The sequence below is a fragment of the Stenotrophomonas sp. STEN008 genome (assembly GCF_056760435.1).
Genome location: NZ_JBRRET010000015.1, coordinates 20,397 through 39,816, shown reverse-complemented (window position 1 = coordinate 39,816; position 19,420 = coordinate 20,397). Strand labels below are relative to the sequence as shown.

Here is a 19,420-nt window from a genome sequence, read left to right as displayed (position 1 = left end):
CGTTACGCCCAGGCCTTCGGGCGTGCGATCAGCCACGCCGCACTTGCCGCCAGCAACAGCAGCGGCAGCCAGCCCAGATGGCGCGCGTCACCGGACTGCAGCACCAGGCCACCGGCCACGCCGCCAGCCGCAATGGCCAGGTTCCAGCCGGTCACCAGCATCGACTGCGCAAGGTCGGCCGCCGCGCCGGCGCGCCGCGCCAATGCCGTCTGGAACAGGGTCGGCACCGCGCCGAACGCCACACCCCACACGATCGTCGCCAGCAGCAGTGCGGTCGCGCTCACCGGCCACAACAGCAGCGCCATGACGGCGGCGATGAAGCCCAGCACCGTGCTCCAGACCAGCGCATGCAGGTGGCGGTCCACACCCCAGCCAGCGATCGCGATACCGACAAGGGCCGCCATGCCGAACGCCAGCAGCAGGCGGTCCAGCCAGGCCCCCGCACCGGCCTGCAAGGCCAGAGGCTCGATGTAGGTGTACAGCACGTTGTGCGCGAGTACGTACAGCGCCATCACCAGCAAGGTGCTGCGCACGCCCGGCATGCGCCATACCGCAGCCAGCGACACACGCCGTCCGGAGCCGGCTGCGGGCAGGGCCGGCAGGGCCCAGCGCGCATAGACCAGCAGCAGCACCGCCAGCACGCTCATCAGGGCGAACGCCCAGCGCCACCCGATCTGCTGGCCCAGCAGGGTACCGGCTGGCACGCCCAGTGACAGGGCCAACGGCGATCCGATCATCGCCACCGCGATGGCGCGTCCCTGCAGCTCAGGCACCACCATGCGCGCGGCGTAACCTGCCACCAGCGACCACAGCAGGCCGCCACTGACGCCGGCCAGGAAGCGCGCCGCCAGAATCAGCGCGTAGCTGCTGCTCAACGCGGTCAGCGTATTGACCAGCACGAAGCCGGCGATCGCGGCCAGCAACAGGGGACGACGCGGCAAACGCTGGGTCAGCGCGGTCATCGGCAGCGCCGCCAGTACCGAACCCAGCGCGTACACGCTGACCAGCTGACCCACCGCCGCATCGCTCACACCCAGGCTGGCGCCCATCGGACGCAGCACCCCGGCCGGCAGTGTTTCCGTCAGCAGGGTGATGAAGGCACCGCCGGCCAGCGCCAGCAGGCCGGCCCAGGGCAGGCGCGAGGCCGCACCCGCGGGTGCGGCCGCATCGATCGCGTGGCCACTCATCGTGCAGCCTCCAGATCGGCGTAGATCGCATCGCGCAGTTCATCCACGAATGCACCGTCCATGCCCTCGTACAGCGTATTGGTCAGCGCCACCACGCTCAGGCCCCGTGCCGGGTCGACGAACCAGCTGTGGCCGTAGGCACCGCCCCAGCGCCAGCTGCCTGGCGCCTGCGGCGTTGCGCCGGCAACCGCATCGCGCAGCACGGCAAATCCCAGGCCGAAGCCCCAGCCTGCCGGCTCCGGCGGCCCCGCCTCACCCACCTGAAGCGTGCCCATCTGCGCCAGCAGCGGGGCCGGCAGCAGCGCAGGCGCCTGCCCGTCGCGCAGCGCCTCGAGCACCGTCATCAGATCGTCGGCCGTGCCGACCAGGCCCGCGCCGGCCGATGGATAGCGGCTGGCATCGGTGGCCCGGGCCAGGCTGTACTCGATACCGACCGTTTCCGGGAACACCGGCACGACCTCGCCCTCGCGCAGGCGGTGCGGCAGCGGGTCGTCGCTGACATAGGGCGTGGCCAGGCGGCTCGCGTCGCCGGTTGCGAAGGCGGTGTCGCGCAGGCCGAGCGGCGTCGCCAGCAGGCGCTCGAACAACGCCTGCAGGGTCTCGCCAGCCGCGGCTTCGGCCACCGCCCCGGCCACGTCCACGCCCAGCGAGTACATCCACTGGCTGCCCGGGGGGAACAGCAGGGGCACCTGTGCGATACGCCGCACGTTGTCGGCCAGCGACAGCGGATTGGCATCCATGCCATCACTGACGCCGGCGCGCGCGTAGGGGCCGTGCGCATCGGCTTCCAGGAAGCGGTAGCCCAGGCCGCTGCTGTGACTGAGCAGCTGGCGCAGGCTGATGGCCGGCGTGCTGCCGTCGGCGAGCGCCGGCCGGAAATCGGGCAGCCAGCGCTGCACCGGCGCATCCAGATCAAGCACGCCCTCGGCGACCAGGCGCAGGATCACCACCGTCAGCAGAGGCTTGCTCACCGATGCCAGGCGGAACAGATGGTCACGGCGCATCGGTTCGCCGCGTTCACGGTCGGCCAGGCCGGTGGCGCTGGCGTGGCGCAGCACCCCGTGCACACGCACCTGCACGACCGCACCGACCAGCCGATGAGGGTGCACCTGCTGCAGCAGGCGCTGCACCGACGGCAGGGCGGGTTCAGTCACTGGGGAAAGAGCGGCATTCATGGCGGCAGTCCGTGGGAGGAGAGGCCGCCACCTTAGGCAGCCTGGACGCTGGCAAAAAGCCGGTTGCCGCTCCGCGCATCATGGACCGGGGAGTCCGCAATGGGCATGATGCCCGGAACCGGAAGGCCATCATCGCGCGTCAACGCGCTGCATCACGGTGTTGCATTCCCCCCGCCGCTCCCCTGCCTGCCACGCCCATGTCCGTTCTCGACAATCTCGCCAACCTGCAGACCTTCGTGCATGCAGCCGACACCCGCAGCTTCGTCGAAACCGGCCGCCTGCAGGGCATTTCCGCCTCCGCGGCGGGCAAATGCGTGGCGCGGCTGGAACAGGCCCTGGGCGTACGCCTGTTCCACCGCAGTACGCGCAGCATCACCCTCACCGCAGAGGGCCAGCTGTTCCTGGCCCGTTGCCGGCGCATCCTCGACGAGCGCGATGCCGCGCGTACCGAACTGGCGCAACCGCATGCCACGCCCAGTGGCACCCTGCGCATCAGCCTGCCGCTGGTCGGCGACCTCACCCTGCCGCTGATGGCCGAATTCATGGCGGCGTATCCGGACATCCGCCTCGACCTGGACTTCAGTGACCGCCTGGTGGACGTGATCGAAGAAGGCTTCGACGCAGTGCTGCGCGTGGGTGAGCCCAGCGATTCGCGCATGAACGCGCGTCGGATGGGGGTGTTTCCCCGGCGTGTCGTTGCCTCGCCTGCCTATCTGCAGCGGCGTGGCACGCCCCGCACCCCGGCCGACCTGCTGCAGCACACGCTGCTGCACTACCGCTTCCCCAGCAGCGGCAAGCTGGAGCCATGGCCGATCCACTGGCCCGAAGGCGAACCCGTGCAGGAACTGCCCGTGCACATGGTCGCCAACACCATCGAAGCCCGCGTGGCCCTGGCCCTGCGCGATGTCGGCCTGGCCTTCGTACCCGTGCATTCAGTGCGCGATACGCTGGCCGACGGGCGCCTGGTGACGGTACTGGACGAGTACGTGCACTCCTGCGGCACCTTCCACCTGTTGTGGCCCTCGGGGCGCCACGTACTGCCGAAGCTGCGCGTGTTCATCGACTTCGTCGGCGCGCGCCTGGACACCGTGCCGTAGCCACGCCGCGGCGCGACCGTTCAGCCGCCGGCGCTATACTGGCCGCTCATTCCTCCTTGAGGCTCGCGACCGATGCGCCATTGATGCCGCCGTCTTCGAACTAGACGGCCCGACGCTTCCCGCCCCTGCGCGCAGGGGAGAACACGGCATCCATGGAGGTCGCATGACCGCACATTTCCTCACGCTCGATCGCGTGTCGTATCGACTGGCCGATGGCCGGTCGCTGTTTTCAGACCTGTCGTTTTCCTTTGAACCGGTCGCCACCGGCCTGGTCGGCGCCAACGGTGCCGGCAAGAGCGTGCTGGCGCGCCTGCTGGCGGGGCAGATCACGCCGGACAGCGGCGACGTGCACCGCAGCGGCAACGTGTTCCTGCTGCCCACGCCCGGCCACCCACCCCGTGGCAGCGTCGGCGAACTGGCCGGCGTCGGCCCGCAGCTGGCCGCACTGGCGCGGATCGAGGCTGGCAGCATCGACGAGGCCGACTTCGCCTGCATTGGCGAGCATTGGGATCTGCGCGAGCGGCTGGCACAGCACTGGCAGGCGCAACAGCTACCGGACGATCTCGATCCTGCGCAGCCGGCGGCCCGCCTCAGCGGTGGCCAGGCGATGCAGGTGGCGCTGTCCGGCGCCTGGGCCAGTGGCGCCGACTGGCTGATTCTGGACGAGCCCAGCAATCACCTCGACGCCCGCCATCGGCAGCAGCTCTACGCGCAGCTGCAGCAGTGGACCGGCGGTCTGCTGGTGATCAGCCACGACCGCGAGCTGCTGTCGCACATGCAGCAGATCGTCGAGCTGGACGCGCACGGCCTGCGTCGCTACGGCGGACCCTGGCAGCACTATGCCGAGGCACGCGCCGCCGAGCGGGACGCAGCGGACGCACAGCTTGACCACGCACGTGCGCAGCACCGGCGGCAGCAGCGCAGCGCGCGCGAGCAGCACGAACGCCAACAGCAGCGGCAGGCACGCGGCACGCGCGAGGCGAAGCAGGCCAACCAGGCACCGATCCTGCTCGGCCGGCAGAAGCAGCGCGCAGAAGCCAGCCACGGGCGTGCGCAGCAGATCCAGAACGAGCGCCTGCAGGCCAGTGCCGCGCAGTTGCGCGCCGCTTCATCGGCCGTGCAGGCCACACCCGAGCTGGCCCTGTTTGCAGGCGAGGGCGAACGTGGCAGTACGCGCCTGCTGCAGGCAACTGATCTCGTACTGCCGTACGGTTGCAGCCTGCCGTTGCAGCTGGAGATCCGCCGCCGGCAACGCATCGCCGTGATCGGCGACAACGGCAGTGGCAAATCGACCCTGCTGCGTGTGCTGGCCGATCACCTGCCCGCGCGCAGTGGCGCCGTGCAGCGCCTCGCGCCGCTGGCCCTGCTGGACCAGCAGCTGCTGGGGTTGTGCGGTACACGCAGCATTCTGGACAGCGTGCAGGCCGCCAACCCCGCCGCCGATCCTGGCGAGCTGCGCACGCGCCTGGCGTTGCTGGGGCTGGATGCGCAGCGCATCCAGCGTCCCACCAGCAGCCTCAGCGACGGCGAACGGGTGAAGGGCGCACTGGCCAGCGTGCTGTATGCCGACCCGGCACCCCAGCTGCTGCTGCTCGACGAGCCCGGCAATGCCCTGGACCTGGGGGCACTGCAGGCGCTGGAACAGCTGCTGGATGCATGGCCGGGTGCGTTGATGATGGTCAGCCACGACCGTCACCTGCTGCAGGCATTGCGGCCCACGCAGGTACTGCAGGTAACAGCAGACGGTTGGCAATGGCACGACCCACGCCCTTGAACCCCTCCCGTCAGCGCTTCCATGCCGGGAACGACTGAGGCAACTGCTGCCACAACAGCGGGCCGGCGCGGAGCTCCTGGTCATCCAGCAGGCACGCGTCCAGTTCCGCGCGCACCGCGCGTTCATCCATGTGCACGCCGATCACCACCAGTTCCTGCCGACGGTCCCCCCATAGCGGATGCCACAGCCGCGCCATCGCGGCATGCGCGGCGCGATCCGGGAAGTCCTCCACGCCCGGCAGCGGAGCGCTCCAGCAGTTGGCCTGCTGGCGCGCCCAGCCCACATCGCTGTACGGCAGGGGCGTCGGCGGCAGCAGCGGCGTGGTGTCTTCCAGGCCTGCACGTACGCGATCACGCGCGGCGTACCAGAACCCTGCGGCCTGCGTGCGCGTTGCCGCGCCAACCGCGTTCAACTCGCCCACCCAGTCCATGCGGTTGGCCAGCCAGAACCAGCCCTTGCTGCGGATCACGCCGGGCATGCCACTGCGCAACGCGCGCGCGAAACGGGCCGGATGGAACGGCCGCCGTGAACGGTAGACGAAACTGGCAATGCCGTACTCTTCGCTTTCCGGCGTGTGCTCGCCACGCAGCTCCTTCACCCAGCCCGGTGCGCGCTGCGCCCGCTCGAAGTCGAAGCGGCCGGTATCGAGCAGTTACGTCAGCGGTACATCACCGAAGCTGGACAGCAGCAGCTTCGCATCGCGGTTGAGGCCGCGCAGCACGGCCAGCGTGTCCTGCAGCACTTCCTCCTCCGCCTGGTCGATCTTGCTGACCACGATCACGTCAGCGAACTCGACCTGCTCGCAGAGCAGGTCGACTACCCCGCGGTCGTCGTCCGGTCCCGCCTGCTGGCCACGCTCGGCCAGGCGCAGGGTCGATCCGAAGTCGGCCAGGAAGGCACTGCCGTCGACCACGGTGACCATCGTGTCCAGCCGGGCGATGTCGCTCAGGCTGAAGCCCTGCTCATCGCGCACCGCGAAGGTCGCGGCCACCGGCATCGGTTCGCCGATACCGGTGGATTCGATCAGCAGGTAGTCGTAGCGGCCGCTGTCAGCCAGCCGCCGCACTTCCTGCAGCAGGTCCTCGCGCAGCGTGCAGCAGATGCAGCCGTTGCTGAATTCCACCAGCGTCTCTTCGGTACGGCGCAGTTCGGCGCCACCGTCGCGCACCAGCTGCGCATCGATGTTGACCTCGCTCATGTCGTTGACGATGACCGCCACGCGCAGGCCCTCGCGGTTGCGCAGGATCTGGTTGAGCAGGGTGGTCTTGCCGGCCCCCAGAAAGCCGGACAGCACGGTGACGGGCAAGCGGCGGTCGGCGCGAGAAACAGTGTTCATGTCGGAGCGGTCTGGCTGCGGGAAAGAAATGTTACGGTATAACAATTGCTACGCAAGGAACCTCCCCCATGAAGTCCCCTTCCCCCGCACTGCTCGATGCCGGAGCCCTCGCCCTGTCGAGCCTGTGCCTGCTGCACTGCCTGGCGCTGCCCCTGCTTGCCGCCGCGTTGCCACTGTTCGGCGCCTGGGCCCAGGCCGAATGGGTGCATCTGCTGTTCGTGGCGATCGCCCTGCCGCTCACCGGCTACGCCCTGTTGCGGGCCGACCGCCGCCATCGCCTGCCCGTCATGGCCTGGATCGCGGCCGGTCTCGGCCTGGGCCTGCTGCTGGCCGGCGCGCTCGAGCTGCCTTCGCATGCCTGGGAAACGCCGCTGACCGTCACCGGCAGCCTGCTGCTGGCCGCCACCCACATCTGGAACGCGCGGCGCCGGCACCGCCACTGCTGAGCATCGCCGACGGCCCGCCCGGCGTTACTTCCCGTAACGCCGCAACAGTTCGACCAGCACCTCGGCCTCCGCCGCCCGCTGCTGCGGGTCTTCAGCCCCGACCACATGCTCCTGCAGGTGCTCGTGCAGCAACTCCATCAACAGGCTGTGGGCTGCACCACGCACCGCCGCGACCTGCACCAGCACGTCCGCACAGTCGCCCGCTTCACCCTCGGGCCTGTCCAGCGCCTGCTCCAATGCCGCCACCTGGCCGCCAATGCGGCGCACCCGGGTCAGCAGCTGTTTTCGATTTCTGTGTACGTGTGCCATGGGTGGATCGTATACCCTATGGGGGTATCAACTCCACCCGCCGGTCACTCCATGCATCTGGACACGCTCGCCGCTGCCCGTCGCCACGACCATCGCTTCGACGATGGCAATCCCCTTGCCGAACGCAACACACGCCGCGCCCTGTGGCTGACCGTCGGCATGATGCTGGTGGAGATCGTCGGCGGCTGGTGGTTCAACTCCATGGCCGTGCTGGCCGACGGCTGGCACATGAGCTCGCACGCACTGGCGCTGGGCCTTTCGGTGTTCGCCTATCGCTGTGCACGGCGCTACGCGCACGACCCGCGGTTCGCCTTCGGCACCTGGAAGATCGAGATCCTGGCGGGCTATACCAGCGCCATTGCCCTGCTGGGTGTCGCCGCGCTGATGGCCGCGCAGTCCGTGCAGCGGCTGTGGGTTCCCGCGCCGATCCATTACGACGAAGCCATCGCCATCGCCGTGGTCGGCCTGGGCGTGAATCTGCTCTGTGCGTGGTGGCTGCACGACAGCCCCGGCCACGCGCATCATGCGCATGGGCACGACCACGCGCATCATCACGGGCATCACCACGATCACGTTCATGCCCCTTCGCATGGCCACGATCTCAATCTGCGCTCGGCCTACCTGCACGTGCTGGCCGACGCGGCCACCTCGGTGCTGGCCATCGTCGCACTGCTCGGCGGCAAGCTGCTGGGCCTCACCTGGCTGGACCCCGTGATGGGTCTGGTCGGCGCCGTGCTGGTCACGGTGTGGGCGGTCGGCCTGCTGCGTGACAGTGGCCGCATCCTGCTCGACGCGCAGATGGACGCGCCGGTGGTGGCCGAGGTCCGCGAGGTGATCGAGCAGGGCCCATGGCCGGCACGCCTGGCCGACCTGCACGTCTGGCAGGTGGGCCGCGGCAAGTACGCGGTCAGCGCCAGCGTGGTCACCAGCGACGCCCGCCTTGATGCCGATACCGTGCGCCAGGCGCTGGCGATCCACGAGGAGCTGGTGCACGTGACGGTCGAGATCCATCACAGCCCGTCCTGACAGCGCCGAGCCCTCGCCCCGGCTTCAGAGCTTCAGCATCATCCGCAGCAGGTACATCAGCAACGGCAGCGCACTCAGCACCGCGCCCACGATACCGATCCAGGGCCAACGCTCGCCCCGCACCCGCGACGCCACCGCCAGCCCGCATCCCACCAGTGCCGAGCCCAGCACACCCACCCCCAGGCCCGCGGCGATGCCATTGCCTCCCGCGGCCACCGCCGCCTGTGCCGCAAGCGTGCCTGCAGCCCACCCCACGACCAGGCCCAATCCACTGGCCACACCGCACCACGGTGCCTTGTCCTGTGCCATTGCACGCGTCCTCTTGCCGAATTTCTGTACGGGCCACGCCCGGCTGCTGCCTACACTAGCCGCACCTGCCTCGTCGGGACATCCCATGCGCGCGCTTCGCCTGCTGCTGCCCGGTGCCCTGCTGCTGTTCACCGCCTGTGGTGGCGATGCACGGCTGCCGTTCTCTTCTGATGCCCTGCAAGGCTGCTTCGCCACCAGCCCGCGCAAGACCGCCGATTTCCGCATCGAGCGCGAAGGCAGCCAGTACTTCGTTTCCTTCAACCGCGATGGCCAATGGCAGCGCGACCCGAACGGGCTGCACAAGGCCACCTCCAGCGAGATCAGCCGCTACTTCCGCGACGATGCGGCTCAGATCGACAGCGCCGTGATCCGCATGGCCGGCGGCTTCGGCCTCTTCCACTTCAACAGCGGCGCCACGCTGAAGGGCAAGGCCAGTGACAGTGACTACATGGCGCTGATGCTGATCGGTGCCGGGCCGGTGTATGCGGTGAAGTGCGATTGATCGAAGTGCAGGGATTCAAGCGGATGAGGAAAGTTTCAAATTCGACCAGGCACAACTTCGGTCACAATCAAGATGCCGGATATTGTTGAGCCTACTGTCTCCGCAACCATGAAACGGAGACTCACACATGAGCAGACGCGCGCGGATGCTATGTTTAGCGGCGGCCATGGCTGTACCTGCGTTCGCAGAAACACCCTTGAGTGTCGACAGAACGGAGTTGGACTCCAAGGGCGAGATCATCATCGTTCGTCGTACAACCTGGCCAGACTTCGACGGAGCACACATCCAGGTTGACCAGCATCTCAAGCCAGATGGATTTGGACGCCTGATCTATCGATACAGTGACCAGTCGGAAGCCACCAAGCTCTATCATCAGGCCTTCTGCGCCTCGATGGATATGGAACCGTCTCAGGGGGAAGGGACGATTGAAGGGCCGGCGGCGGGCTGGGTATGCACTCGTGAAAATGCCCCCGGCAGCTGCGTTGGGATCCAACACCGCTCTTTCTATCCTTCATGGCAGCTGCGGTACCATGCCCTCCCCCGAACCACCCGATGCCTGCCGTGCCCCACTACACCGGCCCTCTGCTGACCCGCGACAGCGCCGACGCCCTGCGTCGTGCCCATGACAAGGGTGCACCCGAGTGGCAGGGCTCGCTTGACCTGGGGCGCAGCCAGGACACGGTCACGCTGGATGCTGACGGCTTCAGCTTCCGCGGCCAGCACTACCCGTGGCCGGGCAAGCTGAAGGACCGCACGCTGTACTACTGGGAGGGCGAAGACTTCGCTCCCATCTCACGCTACAGCGGTTCACTGATCAAACTGGTGCCTACCGAGTGGGGTGCGCCGACCTTCGAGATCGACGGCATCAAGATGCTGCCCACCTCGAAGCTGTCGCCGTTCGAGGACGCGCGCCGCAAGGTCGAGCTGGTTGCACCGGCGGGCAAGGCGGTGCTTGATACCTGCGGTGGGCTCGGCTACTTCGCCGCCTGCGCACTGGAGGCCGGCGTCGGCCAGATCCGCTCGTTCGAGAAGAACGCCGACGTGATGTGGCTGCGCACGCTCAACCCGTGGTCGCCCGATCCCGACTCGGCCGCTGCCGGTGGTCGCCTGCACTTCAGCCAGGGCGACGTCTCGCAGCAGATCGAGCAGATCGCCAGCAACAGCGTCGATGCGATCCTGCATGACCCGCCGCGCTTCGGCATCGCAGGCGAACTGTATTCGCAGGTGTTCTACGACCATCTCGCCCGCGTCCTGCGCAAGGGCGGCCGCCTGTTCCACTACACCGGCGCGCCCAACAAGCTCACCAGCGGCCGCGATGTGCCGCGCGAAGTGGCCAAGCGCCTGGAAAAGGCCGGATTCAAGGCCGAGCTCGCGCTGGACGGCGTGCTGGCGGTCAAGCGCTGAGCGCTACTCCGAATCCACCTTCGCCAGCGTCATCACCCACGCCGGCACCACCGGTTCGCCGGCATAGAAGTCCTTCGGCTTGTTCTCGGCCATCGCCCAGCGATGCAGCCAGCTGGGGCCGTAGCGGCCGTTGTAGCCTTCCGCGCCGCGCGCATAGGCGGGGTCACGCATGGCTTCTTCCAGCGTGATGAAGCGGTAGCCGCGCCGCCGGGTGGCCGCCACCAGTTCGGCGAAGGTGGCCGCGTTCAGTTCATTGGCATGCATCAGCCAGACCTGCGGCAAGGCATAGCCCAGCAGCGCCTGCGACTGCCGCTCGTAGTAGTCCAGCTTGTTGAGCATGTACGGCACATAGCCCTTGCGCAGCTGCGCCAGCGTAGCCTCGCGGGCTGCGGACGGCGGCTGTTCATTCATCACGTTGGCGTAGGCGAAGGCCCAGACCCATTCGCCGTTGTCCACCGTCACCGGCGCCACGCGGTAACCGTGGTCGCGGAAGAATCCGTCCATTGCCGCGCGGTCCTCGGCCGTCCGGCCCGCACGCAGATACGGATGGCGCATCCACTGTGGCCGCTGGCCGCGCTCGGCCAGCAGTGGCCGCAGCACCTGTTCGCCACGCAGGAAATCCTGCCGGAAGGCGGCTACGCCCTGCGCATTGAGGTCCATGTGCGAATAGGTGTGGTTGCCCAGCCCATAACCCGCGTCGAGCCAATCGCGCAGCATCTGCACCCGCGCCGGCTGCACCTGGCCATCAACCTCCAGCTTGTTCTCGTTGACGAAGCCCACCACCGGCACATCGGCCTGGCGCAGCTGCGCCATCAACGCCGCATGGCGCGTCTGCAGATCCGCAGGCAGGATGGTGTCCACGCGCGCCCACGGCAGATCATCAATGGTCACCGCGATGCGCCGGTCCACCTCCGCGGCGTGCACCGCCAGCGACAACAGCAGCAACGGCAGGGCACACAGCCACGTACGCATGGACCATCCTTGTGTCGGCAGGAACGCCGACTGTAGCCCAGCGCGCGAGCGCCGTCAGCGCCCCTCTTCAGCAGCCGCGGCCCGCCACAGCGCAACACCGCCCACCATCGCGGCCGTCAGCAGCGCTACCAGCACCAGGGCCAGGTCATCCGGATTGCGCTGCAGCGGCGCGTGCGCGCGGGTGAAAATATGGAAGACCACTTCCTGGGCCTGCTCCAGCGGCATGCGTCCCTGCTGGGTCAGATCGACCAGACACGCCGTCGGAGACAGCCTGACCACGCTGTTCCACGCGTCTTCGTACAGATGCAGGGTCCACGCCGCCAGCGCCATGGCGCTGGCATGCAGAGCCATCAGCCCCAACGCGGTGGTGCGCAGGGGCCGCCGTACCCGGTGCCACCAATGCACGCAGATGGCCATCGCACCCAGCAGTGCGAGCACCATGCCCGCTACCGGCAACCACCGCAGTGGCTGCCAATCATCCAGCGCGCCGGCACGCGCCATCAACACTTCGGCCATCCGCAGTCGCGCCGCGGGGTCCGGGCCACCGCAGGCAGCCGTCACCGGCTCCAGCAACAGATCCACACGGTGATGGAAATAGCCTGCGGCCAGGCCAAGGCCCAGCACGGCGACCACCTGCAGCAGAAGCAACATCAGTCCCGGGGCGCGCGTGCGGCCCTGAGGGAACGGAGTGGATGTCATCGTTACACTCGTGTCGGCGGTCTGTCATCGTAACCAAGCCGATCACGGCTGTCGGCTGGCGGATGCGACAACACGTGTGCTCGGCGGTACGATGTCCACCGAGGAAGAGCCGTTGCATGGAGTGCGCTGGATGCTGACGCTGTACCTGCTGGTGCATTACGGCACCGGCCTGTTGATGATCGCAGGGGCGGCCTACGCCGTGTCGCGTGTCATCCAGACCCAGCGCGCCAAGCTGCCACCAGTCACGCAATCCCTGCTGCCTACGGCCACACCACCGCGCCGTCGCGAACGCAAGGCACTACGGCGCCTGCAACGTCGTCATCCGCAGTGGAGCTACCCCGTTGCCGCACCGGTTCCCCGCCGCTGGTACTTCGTCGGCTGCATACCGATCTTCGCCACGGCAGCGGTATGGGCCGTCGTCATGCCGGACGGCGCACGCTTCCAGGTCATGGTTGAAAGCACCGTCGGCTACCCGGCGAGCATCGCCCAGGTGCGCCTGCCCGCATCCCGGCACGCCGCGCTGTTGCAGGCGTGGCAGCCTGTCATCGCACAGGGCGCACGCACGGTCGAGATGGACTACACCATCGGCCGCCCACCGCTGGCAATCCAGTCGCGCGATGTCCTGCCGGTACAGGTACGGCAGCAGGGTGACCTGCTGCAGGTCGCGTTCGCACAGCCGATGCAGACAGACGCACTGCAGGCCGCACTGACAGCGCGGGGCGCTCTGGCCGCGGGTGCGGTGCAGGTCCACCCACGCACGTTCGCACCTTGGCGCGAACGCGGTTGGACGCCCCTGCTCGCCCCTGCACCAGCGGGCCGCCCAACGCCGCGCTAACCGCGCGGCAGCTTGGCCGCCCACATGTTGTCGACCAGGTTCGGATAGGGTCGCCCGTTCTCCTCCGCGCGCTGCCGCGCCGCCTCCTTCTGTGCAGGCGACAACGGCTGCGACTTCTGGCCCTTCGGGTTGGGCTTCTTCCACGGTGGCGTGCGGGTCTGGCGCATGCGACGAGTGTAGAGGCCGATTACTGCTTGAGGAAGTTCAGCAGCGCCAGATTGAAGTCGTCGGTGTGGCTGGTGTTGCAGCCATGCGGCGCGTTATGCAGCACCACCAGCTCGCTGCCGCGTATGGCGCGCTGGGTGCGCTTGCCCGAGCCCTCCAGTGGCACGGTGGCATCACTGTCGCCGTGCAGCACCAGGGTGGGAACGCTCACCTTCTGCAGATCGCGACGGAAGTCGGTAGTGGCAAACGCCTTCATGCAACCCAGCGCCGCCGCCTGGTCGGACTGGTGGCACAGCGCAATCGTCGCCTGGCGCTCGGCCTCGGTGACCATCAGCTTGCCGTTGGCGCTGAAGAAATCGCGGGTGAAACCATCGAAGAAGGCTTCGCGGTCCTGTTCCAGGCCGGTGCGCATCTCGTCCGCCTTGTCCTGGGTCAGCGGGCCCTCCGGGTTATCGTCGGTGCGCAGCAGGTACGGCGGCACCGCAGCCGCGAACACCACACTGTGCAGGCGCGACTCGCCGTGATTGGCGATGTAGCGCGCCACCTCGCCGCCACCCATCGAGAAACCGACCAGCGTGACCTCCTTCAGATCGCGTTGCTCGATGATGCCGGCCAGATCGGCCGCCAGCGTGTCGTAGTCATAGCCGTCAGTTGGCTTCTCGGAACGACCGAAGCCACGGCGGTCATAGCTGATCACGCGGTAGCCCGCATCCCGCAGGATCGGCACTTGGTCCTTCCATGCCTCGGCCGAGAGCGGCCAGCCATGGATGAGGATGACCGGGCGGCCCTCGCCGCCGGTGTCTTCGATGTGCAGCCGGATGGGGGAAGCAGGCATGGGAACTCCTGGTGAAAGGATGGCACCAGCCTAGGCAGCGCCGCCTGTGGCGACCGTGAGGGAATCCGCCCGCGCCATGACATGCCCTACACGCCTGGCGCCCGGCACCCGCACCCGGAATCCGGGCGTTCGTACCTGGCAGACGCGGCTTCGTCGCACCCGTGCGCTGACCGCCCCCGCAGCGTGCCACTGTGCGCCCGACATCCACGGAGACGCGCCATGCTGTTCGCCCTGCCCCTGCTCGCCGCCGGCCTTGCCGCCAGCCCTGCCCCGTCCGATACCCTGCGCGAGCAGATCCGCCAGGCCGATACCCAGCTGTTCGCGGTGGCGTTCGAGGCCTGCGATGCCGATCGGGCCGCGGCGATGACCACCGAGGACATGGAGTTCTTCCATGACAAGGACGGCAAATCGGCCAGCAGCCGCGAGGACTTCCGGCGCAGCGTGGCCCGCATGTGCGACAGCGCGCGCCAGGGCGGCTGGCGCCTGCGCCGCGAACTGGTGGAACGTTCGCTGCAGGTGTTCCCGCTGCACGACGAGCGTGCATTGGAGATAGGTGACCATCGCTTCTACGAACGCGGCAAGGACGGCCTGGAGCGGTGGGTGGGGCAGGCGCGCTTCGTGCAGGTGTGGCGACGCGTGGACGGCACCTGGCAGGTGGAGCGGGTGATCAGCTATGACCACCGCGGGGTGGATTGAGGTTGGGGGGCGCTTACAGGCCTGCCCCTTCGATCCACCCCAGCAGTCGAGTGGCGGCCTCACGTCATTCCGAGCCAACGCTCAATCGCTGCGCTGCCTGCACTGAACAGCAGGTAGCGATGGAGGCACCACCCCGCCAACACGCCAGCAATCGCAACCCATAGCCAGTACGGGGCAGATGCACGCAGCGAGAAATCGCCGACCAGCAAGAAGTACGCCAGTAGCATGGCCACCATGGCCGTAATGCAGTAGCCCGCCATGAATGCGCAAGCGAGATACCTTCTTCGTTGTGGAGTGGAATGCCGCCGATGGCGCCATGTCAGCTCACCGGTGGTGTCATCCAGATCGATCAGTTCCCACGCGTCAGCGATCTCCATGATTGCCCGCGCCGGCTGGTCCAACCGGGAGAGTTCCTTAATCAGCGACACCGGCAGATAGGCGCCAAAGTGATGTCGCACAGCAACGGAGAGCCAAAGGTCATCCTTGCCATCCGCACGCTGAAATAGCTCAAGGAACTCCTTTCGCGATGTACCTTTCGATTGCGCATTACTTGCAATCCACTTGAACAGCAGAACAGCGATAGCGCACAAGATGAGTGGGAAGAGCAATTGCCCACCATTCAAGTCCACCAGTCGATTGATGATGCCATCCATGCGTTATCTCCCTGAGATGCGAAACAGCGGTGCCGAGCTCTCGTTCTACCTCTGGAACCGCCGGTTACGGTGGTAGTCGAGGTACCGCCGCTGCGCTGCATTGAACGGCTGCTGCGCCCGTCGCTGCTCGAGCGACCAATCCTGCAACAGCGTTGCGGGCAACTTGGGGCTCACGATAAGTCCACCCTCGTCATCGAACGAGATAAACCCCCGATCGAATAGTCGATCGACATGCGGCGCAAGCATTAGGCCATTGTTGCCATCGAGACGCTCGGCGTTGTCACTATCCGCCCACGGCTTGATGTGGCTTGCGATAAGAAAGTTGACATCACTGGTTCCCGTGACGCGGCACCTGAGCTCAATGGCCTTCACGTTGTTGCGGAACTTCCCTTGTCCCAGGCGCGCGGTAATCAACTGCTTCTTTTGAGTTACCGAGAGCTCGCGATCATTCTCAATCTTTTCGATAGCGCGGTTGATCGGCACGTCCTCCCGCCACTGCGACACCTCATCAACATCAACCCTCATCAGTGCTAGGAGTTCATCTGCCATGCGCTGCGGCACCGGGCAGAGGTACGCCTCGTTCGCCTTGCCGTTTCGCTTGAGGGGCGAATACTTGTCCGGGAGATGAGGATCGAGACGATCCATATGCTCGCTCACCAGCAGCGGTGCCTCGAGCAGGCGGTACGTCACAGGGACGGCCCAACCGTCCTTGCCCCACTCACTATCCGGCACATCGAACGCGTCTGGTCGGTCCTGGGAGTGGTGCGGGTCCGTTACCACCGCAAGGGCTTTGATCCGCTTGTTCGCAAATGCGAAGACCATGTCGCCGGGCTGGACCTGCGTCATATGGTCATAGAAGGGACTGGAGTACCCGCCCTTCTTTTTCTTTGGGGACCACAGAAAGCCGCCCTGGAACGATGCGTCGAACGTCTTCTTTTGATTGACCCACCAATACCTCATTCCTGCCCCCGTCTCGTCCAGATGACGCAGCCTCCTGGCCGCCTGACGGGATACTACCTAGCAATGTCGTAATCGGCACGATTTCGTCCAAAACAACAGAGGCAGGGCATCGCCCTGCCTCTGCCTTTGACCTGTCGCGTGTTGCGCTTACAACTGGATGCGCGCCACGCTCTCATTCGCGTCCTTGTCATCCTTCTCGCCGTTCTTGATGCTCACGTACAGCACGTTGTTCTTGGCATCCAGCGCCAAGCTGTTCGGGTGGGTCGGCACCGGGTAGGTGGCCACCTTCTGGTAGCTGTCACTGTTGTACGCGGTCACCGTGCCGCCGTCGCGGTTAGTCACGTACAGGCGCTTGCGCGGTGCGTCCAGCAGGATGCCCAGCGGGCCGGCGTCGGTCGGGATGCTGGCCAGTTCCTTGCCGGTGGTGCGGTCGAGCACCAGCACGCGCTGGCCCGGGTGCTTGCTGGTGAAGCCCGCGCTGCTCTTGGTCATGTAGCTGCGGATCATCTCCGAGCCCTGGTCGGTCACGAACAGGCGCTTGCCGTCCGGGTGCAGTGCGATGTTCATCGGCTGCTCGGCGCTGATCTTGTGCTGGGCTACCACCTTGTTGTCGTCGGTGCCGACCACCACCAGGTCGGCCAGCAGGTTGCTGGTATACACGCGCTTGTTGGCGGCATCCAGCGCCAGGCCCGGCGCCTTGGCGTTGCCCAAGCCCGGAATGGTGTCGATCACTTTCAGCGTGGTGGTATCGACCACGAACAGCACGCTGCCTTCGCTGGAATGGCCGGTGACGTACAGACGGTTGGCCGGGCTGTCGACCACCAGCTCGCGCAGGTCGTGGGTGTAGGCGGCCTTGCCGTCCTTGCCGACCTTCTTCTCCATCAGCTGCACGATGCCGATGGCCTTGTTCTGGGCGGTATCGACCACGGTTACCGAGGTATCAACGGTGTTGCCGACGTACAGGCGGTTGTGGGCGTCATCCAGCACCACGCCGAACGCCTTGCGCTCCAGCGGGATGCGGGTTTCCACGGCCAGCGTGGCCGGGTTCAGGCGCAGCACCTGCGACGGGCCGGCGTCATCGCCGAAGCCACCGGATGAGGCGACGAACACGGCGTTCTGGGTGGGGCTGTACGCCAGTTCGTACAGGCCCTTGGCGATGGCCTGACGCTGCACCGCAGTGGTGGTGCTGGCGGCGGGCGCGTTATCGGCGAAGGCCGCCGGGGCGCCGACGCTGAGCGAAATGGCAAGGGCCAGGGCGGCCGAGCGGAAAGCGGAATGACGGAACATGCGAGCATCCTTGAAAGGGCACGGAAGGGTGTCCTGGCTCGCTGGGCCGTACGAAGACGGCCGTTCCGGCGTGTGCGCACGGAAAGGCTGGCTGGGTTAGCGGGGGGAATGGTAGCAGGTGGGGGGCGTGGCGTGCGGCTGCATCCGTATGGCAGACGCCCGGACGCTGCTCCCTCAAGCGGAGAGGATCGGTCACTTGAGCTTGGCCGCCGTTGCGGTGGCTGTGGCTGTGGCGGTGGCGGTGGCGATGGCCGCCATATCATGCCCCGGGTCGAGGCGATCAAACGACTTGCCACCCACTCGGCCATCGGGTTGCGGGTCGCCTCCCCTCGGCAAGTGACCGCCACTCACCCGCTCAAAGGTACAGCCAGTGCTGCCTTCTGGAGGGCGCGACGATTCTCTTCATCAAGGAGGAGACATTCCGCGTACGTCTCGTTGAGTCGAATCACTTCCTTCTGCAGCTCCGGGATACCAGTGAGGATGGCGAGGTGCTGGCCAGCCATCATCGACAGATTGTTGCTCATTCGTATGACGTCCATCGCCAAGGTCATGGAGAGGCCATCACGACTTTGACTCAATGCGTGTACCCCTGTATGCACAAATGAGTTCAGCGGCCTCCAAGCATACGCCTTCAGTTCGATGAGATGTGGCAGCAGGTTGGCCAGAAGGGGGACCTGCATCAATGCCTCCAGCATCCTCGACAGCATCGGCAGCCCCTTCTCGTCTGATCCGGCCTCCGGTGGCCGGGACAGCAGCGCGATCTGATCTTCGAGTGCGCAGTGCTCAATCCAAACGGATCGGGTGAATGCCTCGTACTGGCAACGGAATAGAGCCATGGCCGAAGACCCCATGCCTGTCCCCATCAGTACGCGAAGCGCCTCCCCGTGTTCAATGCTCAGCAACGCTGCGTCCTTGGACGCCAACAGTCTGGCAGACTCATCCGCAGGGGGATGGTCTACGGTGGAGAGCATCGCTTGATTGAGCAATGCGGATCGATTGAGCAGGTCTTCCATGGCGATGACTCCTGATGTCGGCTGGCGCAGCATATCCAGCGAAAGAACCGGTCCACCAGACCGGGTTCGGTGCCTCATCCCATTCTTTGGGACCCACTGCAGCCGTCCTCCCGATCCCGCTGGAAGATAAGCATGGCCAATGTCGGCGCCGCATGGCTGGAAGGCGTCGATAAGGAACTTCTCTGTCTGTTCGCTATCGACCATGGCGATGCCGGCGTGGATGAGCACCTGCTGGCCCGCTACGCGGATCTGCCGTCGCGCGAGGCGACGCTGGCGTTCGGCGGCGACTACGCCTGGAGCGCGACGATGCCTTGTGGCTACGACCGGGTCTGGCGTCGAAGCGATAAGCTGTGTCGCAATTGACCCAACTCGCCTACCGACGCTTTGAGCTGAGTGTCGCTTCTGGAACCTCACACGGCGGCAAACCGTGCTTTTGGGAGCGCATTCGGGCGGTTACTTAACAAGGGGCGAAACCGCTGCACTGCAAGGCTTCCGCTTTGCGCGTGCCATGCAACAATGCCGTAAGCGTCAGCATCTGTGGCCCCTGTGGCCGACGATTTCTTGGCATTTCGCATTAGTGCGGGTACATCTTGGCGTGCCACCGAAAAAGGGTGGCGCGGGACTCGAAAACCCGCCCATGTACCAGATGTATGCGCTTGCCGGCCGGCGTCACCATTTGTGTGGCGCCGGCTGGCAATCCGTTCGCGTTCTATGGCGGGCGGTGCGTGGGGATCTTCGGA

The 19,420-nt window shown here is 66.6% G+C and carries 20 protein-coding genes and 2 pseudogenes; 9 read left to right on the top strand and 13 right to left on the bottom strand.

The annotated features are described in order from the left end of the window. Positions 1-2: 2 nt before the first annotated feature. Positions 3-1,187 carry an MFS transporter gene (locus ACVOME_RS09470; RefSeq protein WP_277381345.1) on the bottom strand — a complete coding sequence of 395 codons (1,185 nt, stop codon included), beginning with the start codon at positions 1,185-1,187 and terminating at the stop codon, positions 3-5. Further along, entirely contained in the window at positions 1,184-2,362 is a 1,179-nt protein-coding gene (locus tag ACVOME_RS09465) for a serine hydrolase domain-containing protein (RefSeq protein ID WP_481505021.1), read from the bottom strand. The genes ACVOME_RS09470 and ACVOME_RS09465 overlap by 4 nt, the downstream gene beginning before the upstream one ends. 197 nt (positions 2,363-2,559) lie before the next feature. On the opposite strand from ACVOME_RS09465, the gene ACVOME_RS09460 reads away from it, so the two are divergent. Beyond that, the gene (locus ACVOME_RS09460; protein ID WP_053518823.1) at positions 2,560-3,459 is read left to right on the top strand and encodes a LysR family transcriptional regulator; all 900 of its coding nucleotides are present in this window, start codon (positions 2,560-2,562) and stop codon (positions 3,457-3,459) included. A 163-nt stretch (positions 3,460-3,622) separates the two neighbouring features. Further along, positions 3,623-5,233: an ATP-binding cassette domain-containing protein gene (locus tag ACVOME_RS09455; RefSeq protein ID WP_481505020.1), complete on the top strand. Its 1,611-nt coding sequence runs from the start codon at positions 3,623-3,625 to the stop codon at positions 5,231-5,233. A gap of 10 nt (positions 5,234-5,243) precedes the next feature. Here ACVOME_RS09455 and ACVOME_RS09450 read toward each other — a convergent pair. Further along, positions 5,244-6,569: pseudogene (locus tag ACVOME_RS09450) on the bottom strand (GTP-binding protein). A 68-nt stretch (positions 6,570-6,637) separates the two neighbouring features. Between ACVOME_RS09450 and ACVOME_RS09445 the strand changes: the two are divergent. After that, positions 6,638-7,015, top strand: a complete 378-nt coding sequence (locus ACVOME_RS09445; protein WP_197600628.1) for a MerC family mercury resistance protein — start codon at positions 6,638-6,640, stop codon at positions 7,013-7,015. Positions 7,016-7,039: 24 nt separating this feature from the next. Here ACVOME_RS09445 and ACVOME_RS09440 read toward each other — a convergent pair whose 3' ends face one another. Continuing rightward, a complete protein-coding gene (locus ACVOME_RS09440) occupies positions 7,040-7,324 on the bottom strand; it encodes a metal-sensing transcriptional repressor (protein ID WP_049417302.1) in 285 nt (94 codons plus the stop codon). A 51-nt stretch (positions 7,325-7,375) separates the two neighbouring features. Here ACVOME_RS09440 and dmeF point away from each other — a divergent pair, with 51 nt between their 5' ends. Further along, positions 7,376-8,350 (top strand): CDF family Co(II)/Ni(II) efflux transporter DmeF, encoded by a 975-nt coding sequence (dmeF, locus tag ACVOME_RS09435; RefSeq protein WP_053518816.1) that lies wholly within the window; start codon positions 7,376-7,378, stop codon positions 8,348-8,350. A gap of 24 nt (positions 8,351-8,374) precedes the next feature. Here the strand turns inward: dmeF and ACVOME_RS09430 are convergent, their stop codons facing one another. After that, positions 8,375-8,659, bottom strand: coding sequence for a hypothetical protein (locus ACVOME_RS09430; RefSeq protein ID WP_111186611.1), 285 nt, complete (start codon positions 8,657-8,659; stop codon positions 8,375-8,377). An 85-nt stretch (positions 8,660-8,744) separates the two neighbouring features. Between ACVOME_RS09430 and ACVOME_RS09425 the strand changes: the two genes are divergently transcribed. Together ACVOME_RS09425 and ACVOME_RS09420 are read left to right on the top strand one after the other, a co-directional pair. Continuing rightward, on the top strand, positions 8,745-9,161 hold the full coding sequence (locus tag ACVOME_RS09425; protein WP_111186612.1) for a hypothetical protein: 417 nt from the start codon (positions 8,745-8,747) through the stop codon (positions 9,159-9,161). A gap of 552 nt (positions 9,162-9,713) precedes the next feature. Then, entirely contained in the window at positions 9,714-10,565 is an 852-nt protein-coding gene (locus ACVOME_RS09420; protein ID WP_481505019.1) for a class I SAM-dependent methyltransferase, read from the top strand. A 3-nt stretch (positions 10,566-10,568) separates the two neighbouring features. Here the strand turns inward: ACVOME_RS09420 and ACVOME_RS09415 are convergent, their stop codons facing one another. Together ACVOME_RS09415 and ACVOME_RS09410 are read right to left on the bottom strand one after the other, a co-directional pair. Then, positions 10,569-11,537 carry a polysaccharide deacetylase family protein gene (locus ACVOME_RS09415; protein WP_481505018.1) on the bottom strand — a complete coding sequence of 323 codons (969 nt, stop codon included), beginning with the start codon at positions 11,535-11,537 and terminating at the stop codon, positions 10,569-10,571. A 54-nt stretch (positions 11,538-11,591) separates the two neighbouring features. Next, entirely contained in the window at positions 11,592-12,188 is a 597-nt protein-coding gene (locus ACVOME_RS09410; RefSeq protein WP_227255455.1) for a hypothetical protein, read from the bottom strand. A gap of 139 nt (positions 12,189-12,327) precedes the next feature. Between ACVOME_RS09410 and ACVOME_RS09405 the strand changes: the two genes are divergently transcribed. After that, positions 12,328-13,071 carry a hypothetical protein gene (locus ACVOME_RS09405; protein WP_460256228.1) on the top strand — a complete coding sequence of 248 codons (744 nt, stop codon included), beginning with the start codon at positions 12,328-12,330 and terminating at the stop codon, positions 13,069-13,071. Here the strand turns inward: ACVOME_RS09405 and ACVOME_RS09400 are convergent. Next, on the bottom strand, positions 13,068-13,238 hold the full coding sequence (locus ACVOME_RS09400) for a hypothetical protein (protein ID WP_164972344.1): 171 nt from the start codon (positions 13,236-13,238) through the stop codon (positions 13,068-13,070). The two genes, ACVOME_RS09405 and ACVOME_RS09400, sit on opposite strands and share 4 nt — an antisense overlap. Before the next feature lie 20 nt (positions 13,239-13,258). Next, positions 13,259-14,071, bottom strand: coding sequence for an alpha/beta fold hydrolase (locus tag ACVOME_RS09395; RefSeq protein WP_481505017.1), 813 nt, complete (start codon positions 14,069-14,071; stop codon positions 13,259-13,261). A 219-nt stretch (positions 14,072-14,290) separates the two neighbouring features. Between ACVOME_RS09395 and ACVOME_RS09390 the strand changes: the two genes are divergently transcribed. After that, positions 14,291-14,767: a DUF4440 domain-containing protein gene (locus ACVOME_RS09390; protein ID WP_197571269.1), complete on the top strand. Its 477-nt coding sequence runs from the start codon at positions 14,291-14,293 to the stop codon at positions 14,765-14,767. A 59-nt stretch (positions 14,768-14,826) separates the two neighbouring features. Here ACVOME_RS09390 and ACVOME_RS09385 read toward each other — a convergent pair whose 3' ends face one another. The 4 genes from ACVOME_RS09385 to ACVOME_RS09370 form a co-directional block, all read right to left on the bottom strand. Further along, on the bottom strand, positions 14,827-15,420 hold the full coding sequence (locus ACVOME_RS09385) for a hypothetical protein (protein WP_414487753.1): 594 nt from the start codon (positions 15,418-15,420) through the stop codon (positions 14,827-14,829). Between the two features lie 45 nt (positions 15,421-15,465). Next, positions 15,466-16,380: an HNH endonuclease gene (locus ACVOME_RS09380; protein ID WP_414487754.1), complete on the bottom strand. Its 915-nt coding sequence runs from the start codon at positions 16,378-16,380 to the stop codon at positions 15,466-15,468. Between the two features lie 147 nt (positions 16,381-16,527). Beyond that, positions 16,528-17,667 (bottom strand): YncE family protein, encoded by a 1,140-nt coding sequence (locus tag ACVOME_RS09375; protein ID WP_481505016.1) that lies wholly within the window; start codon positions 17,665-17,667, stop codon positions 16,528-16,530. 347 nt (positions 17,668-18,014) lie between these two features. Then, complete coding sequence (locus ACVOME_RS09370) at positions 18,015-18,680, bottom strand: DUF6988 family protein (RefSeq protein ID WP_481505015.1); 666 nt, start codon at positions 18,678-18,680, stop codon at positions 18,015-18,017. Between the two features lie 132 nt (positions 18,681-18,812). On the opposite strand from ACVOME_RS09370, the pseudogene ACVOME_RS09365 reads away from it, so the two are divergent. Continuing rightward, positions 18,813-19,027, top strand: a pseudogene (locus ACVOME_RS09365) (hypothetical protein). Positions 19,028-19,420 lie beyond the last annotated feature (393 nt).

Bases quoted from the DNA above. Each gene is read 5' to 3' on its own strand.
- ACVOME_RS09470 (WP_277381345.1), bottom strand. From the start codon at position 1,187: ATGAGTGGCCACGCGATCGATGCGGCCGCACCCGCGGGTGCGGCCTCG.
- ACVOME_RS09465 (WP_481505021.1), bottom strand. From the start codon at position 2,362: ATGAATGCCGCTCTTTCCCCAGTGACTGAACCCGCCCTGCCGTCGGTG.
- ACVOME_RS09460 (WP_053518823.1), top strand. From the start codon at position 2,560: ATGTCCGTTCTCGACAATCTCGCCAACCTGCAGACCTTCGTGCATGCA.
- ACVOME_RS09455 (WP_481505020.1), top strand. From the start codon at position 3,623: ATGACCGCACATTTCCTCACGCTCGATCGCGTGTCGTATCGACTGGCC.
- ACVOME_RS09445 (WP_197600628.1), top strand. From the start codon at position 6,638: ATGAAGTCCCCTTCCCCCGCACTGCTCGATGCCGGAGCCCTCGCCCTG.
- ACVOME_RS09440 (WP_049417302.1), bottom strand. From the start codon at position 7,324: ATGGCACACGTACACAGAAATCGAAAACAGCTGCTGACCCGGGTGCGC.
- dmeF (WP_053518816.1), top strand. From the start codon at position 7,376: ATGCATCTGGACACGCTCGCCGCTGCCCGTCGCCACGACCATCGCTTC.
- ACVOME_RS09430 (WP_111186611.1), bottom strand. From the start codon at position 8,659: ATGGCACAGGACAAGGCACCGTGGTGCGGTGTGGCCAGTGGATTGGGC.
- ACVOME_RS09425 (WP_111186612.1), top strand. From the start codon at position 8,745: ATGCGCGCGCTTCGCCTGCTGCTGCCCGGTGCCCTGCTGCTGTTCACC.
- ACVOME_RS09420 (WP_481505019.1), top strand. From the start codon at position 9,714: ATGCCTGCCGTGCCCCACTACACCGGCCCTCTGCTGACCCGCGACAGC.
- ACVOME_RS09415 (WP_481505018.1), bottom strand. From the start codon at position 11,537: ATGCGTACGTGGCTGTGTGCCCTGCCGTTGCTGCTGTTGTCGCTGGCG.
- ACVOME_RS09410 (WP_227255455.1), bottom strand. From the start codon at position 12,188: ATGTTGCTTCTGCTGCAGGTGGTCGCCGTGCTGGGCCTTGGCCTGGCC.
- ACVOME_RS09405 (WP_460256228.1), top strand. From the start codon at position 12,328: ATGTCCACCGAGGAAGAGCCGTTGCATGGAGTGCGCTGGATGCTGACG.
- ACVOME_RS09400 (WP_164972344.1), bottom strand. From the start codon at position 13,238: ATGCGCCAGACCCGCACGCCACCGTGGAAGAAGCCCAACCCGAAGGGC.
- ACVOME_RS09395 (WP_481505017.1), bottom strand. From the start codon at position 14,071: ATGCCTGCTTCCCCCATCCGGCTGCACATCGAAGACACCGGCGGCGAG.
- ACVOME_RS09390 (WP_197571269.1), top strand. From the start codon at position 14,291: ATGCTGTTCGCCCTGCCCCTGCTCGCCGCCGGCCTTGCCGCCAGCCCT.
- ACVOME_RS09385 (WP_414487753.1), bottom strand. From the start codon at position 15,420: ATGGATGGCATCATCAATCGACTGGTGGACTTGAATGGTGGGCAATTG.
- ACVOME_RS09380 (WP_414487754.1), bottom strand. From the start codon at position 16,380: ATGAGGTATTGGTGGGTCAATCAAAAGAAGACGTTCGACGCATCGTTC.
- ACVOME_RS09375 (WP_481505016.1), bottom strand. From the start codon at position 17,667: ATGTTCCGTCATTCCGCTTTCCGCTCGGCCGCCCTGGCCCTTGCCATT.
- ACVOME_RS09370 (WP_481505015.1), bottom strand. From the start codon at position 18,680: ATGGAAGACCTGCTCAATCGATCCGCATTGCTCAATCAAGCGATGCTC.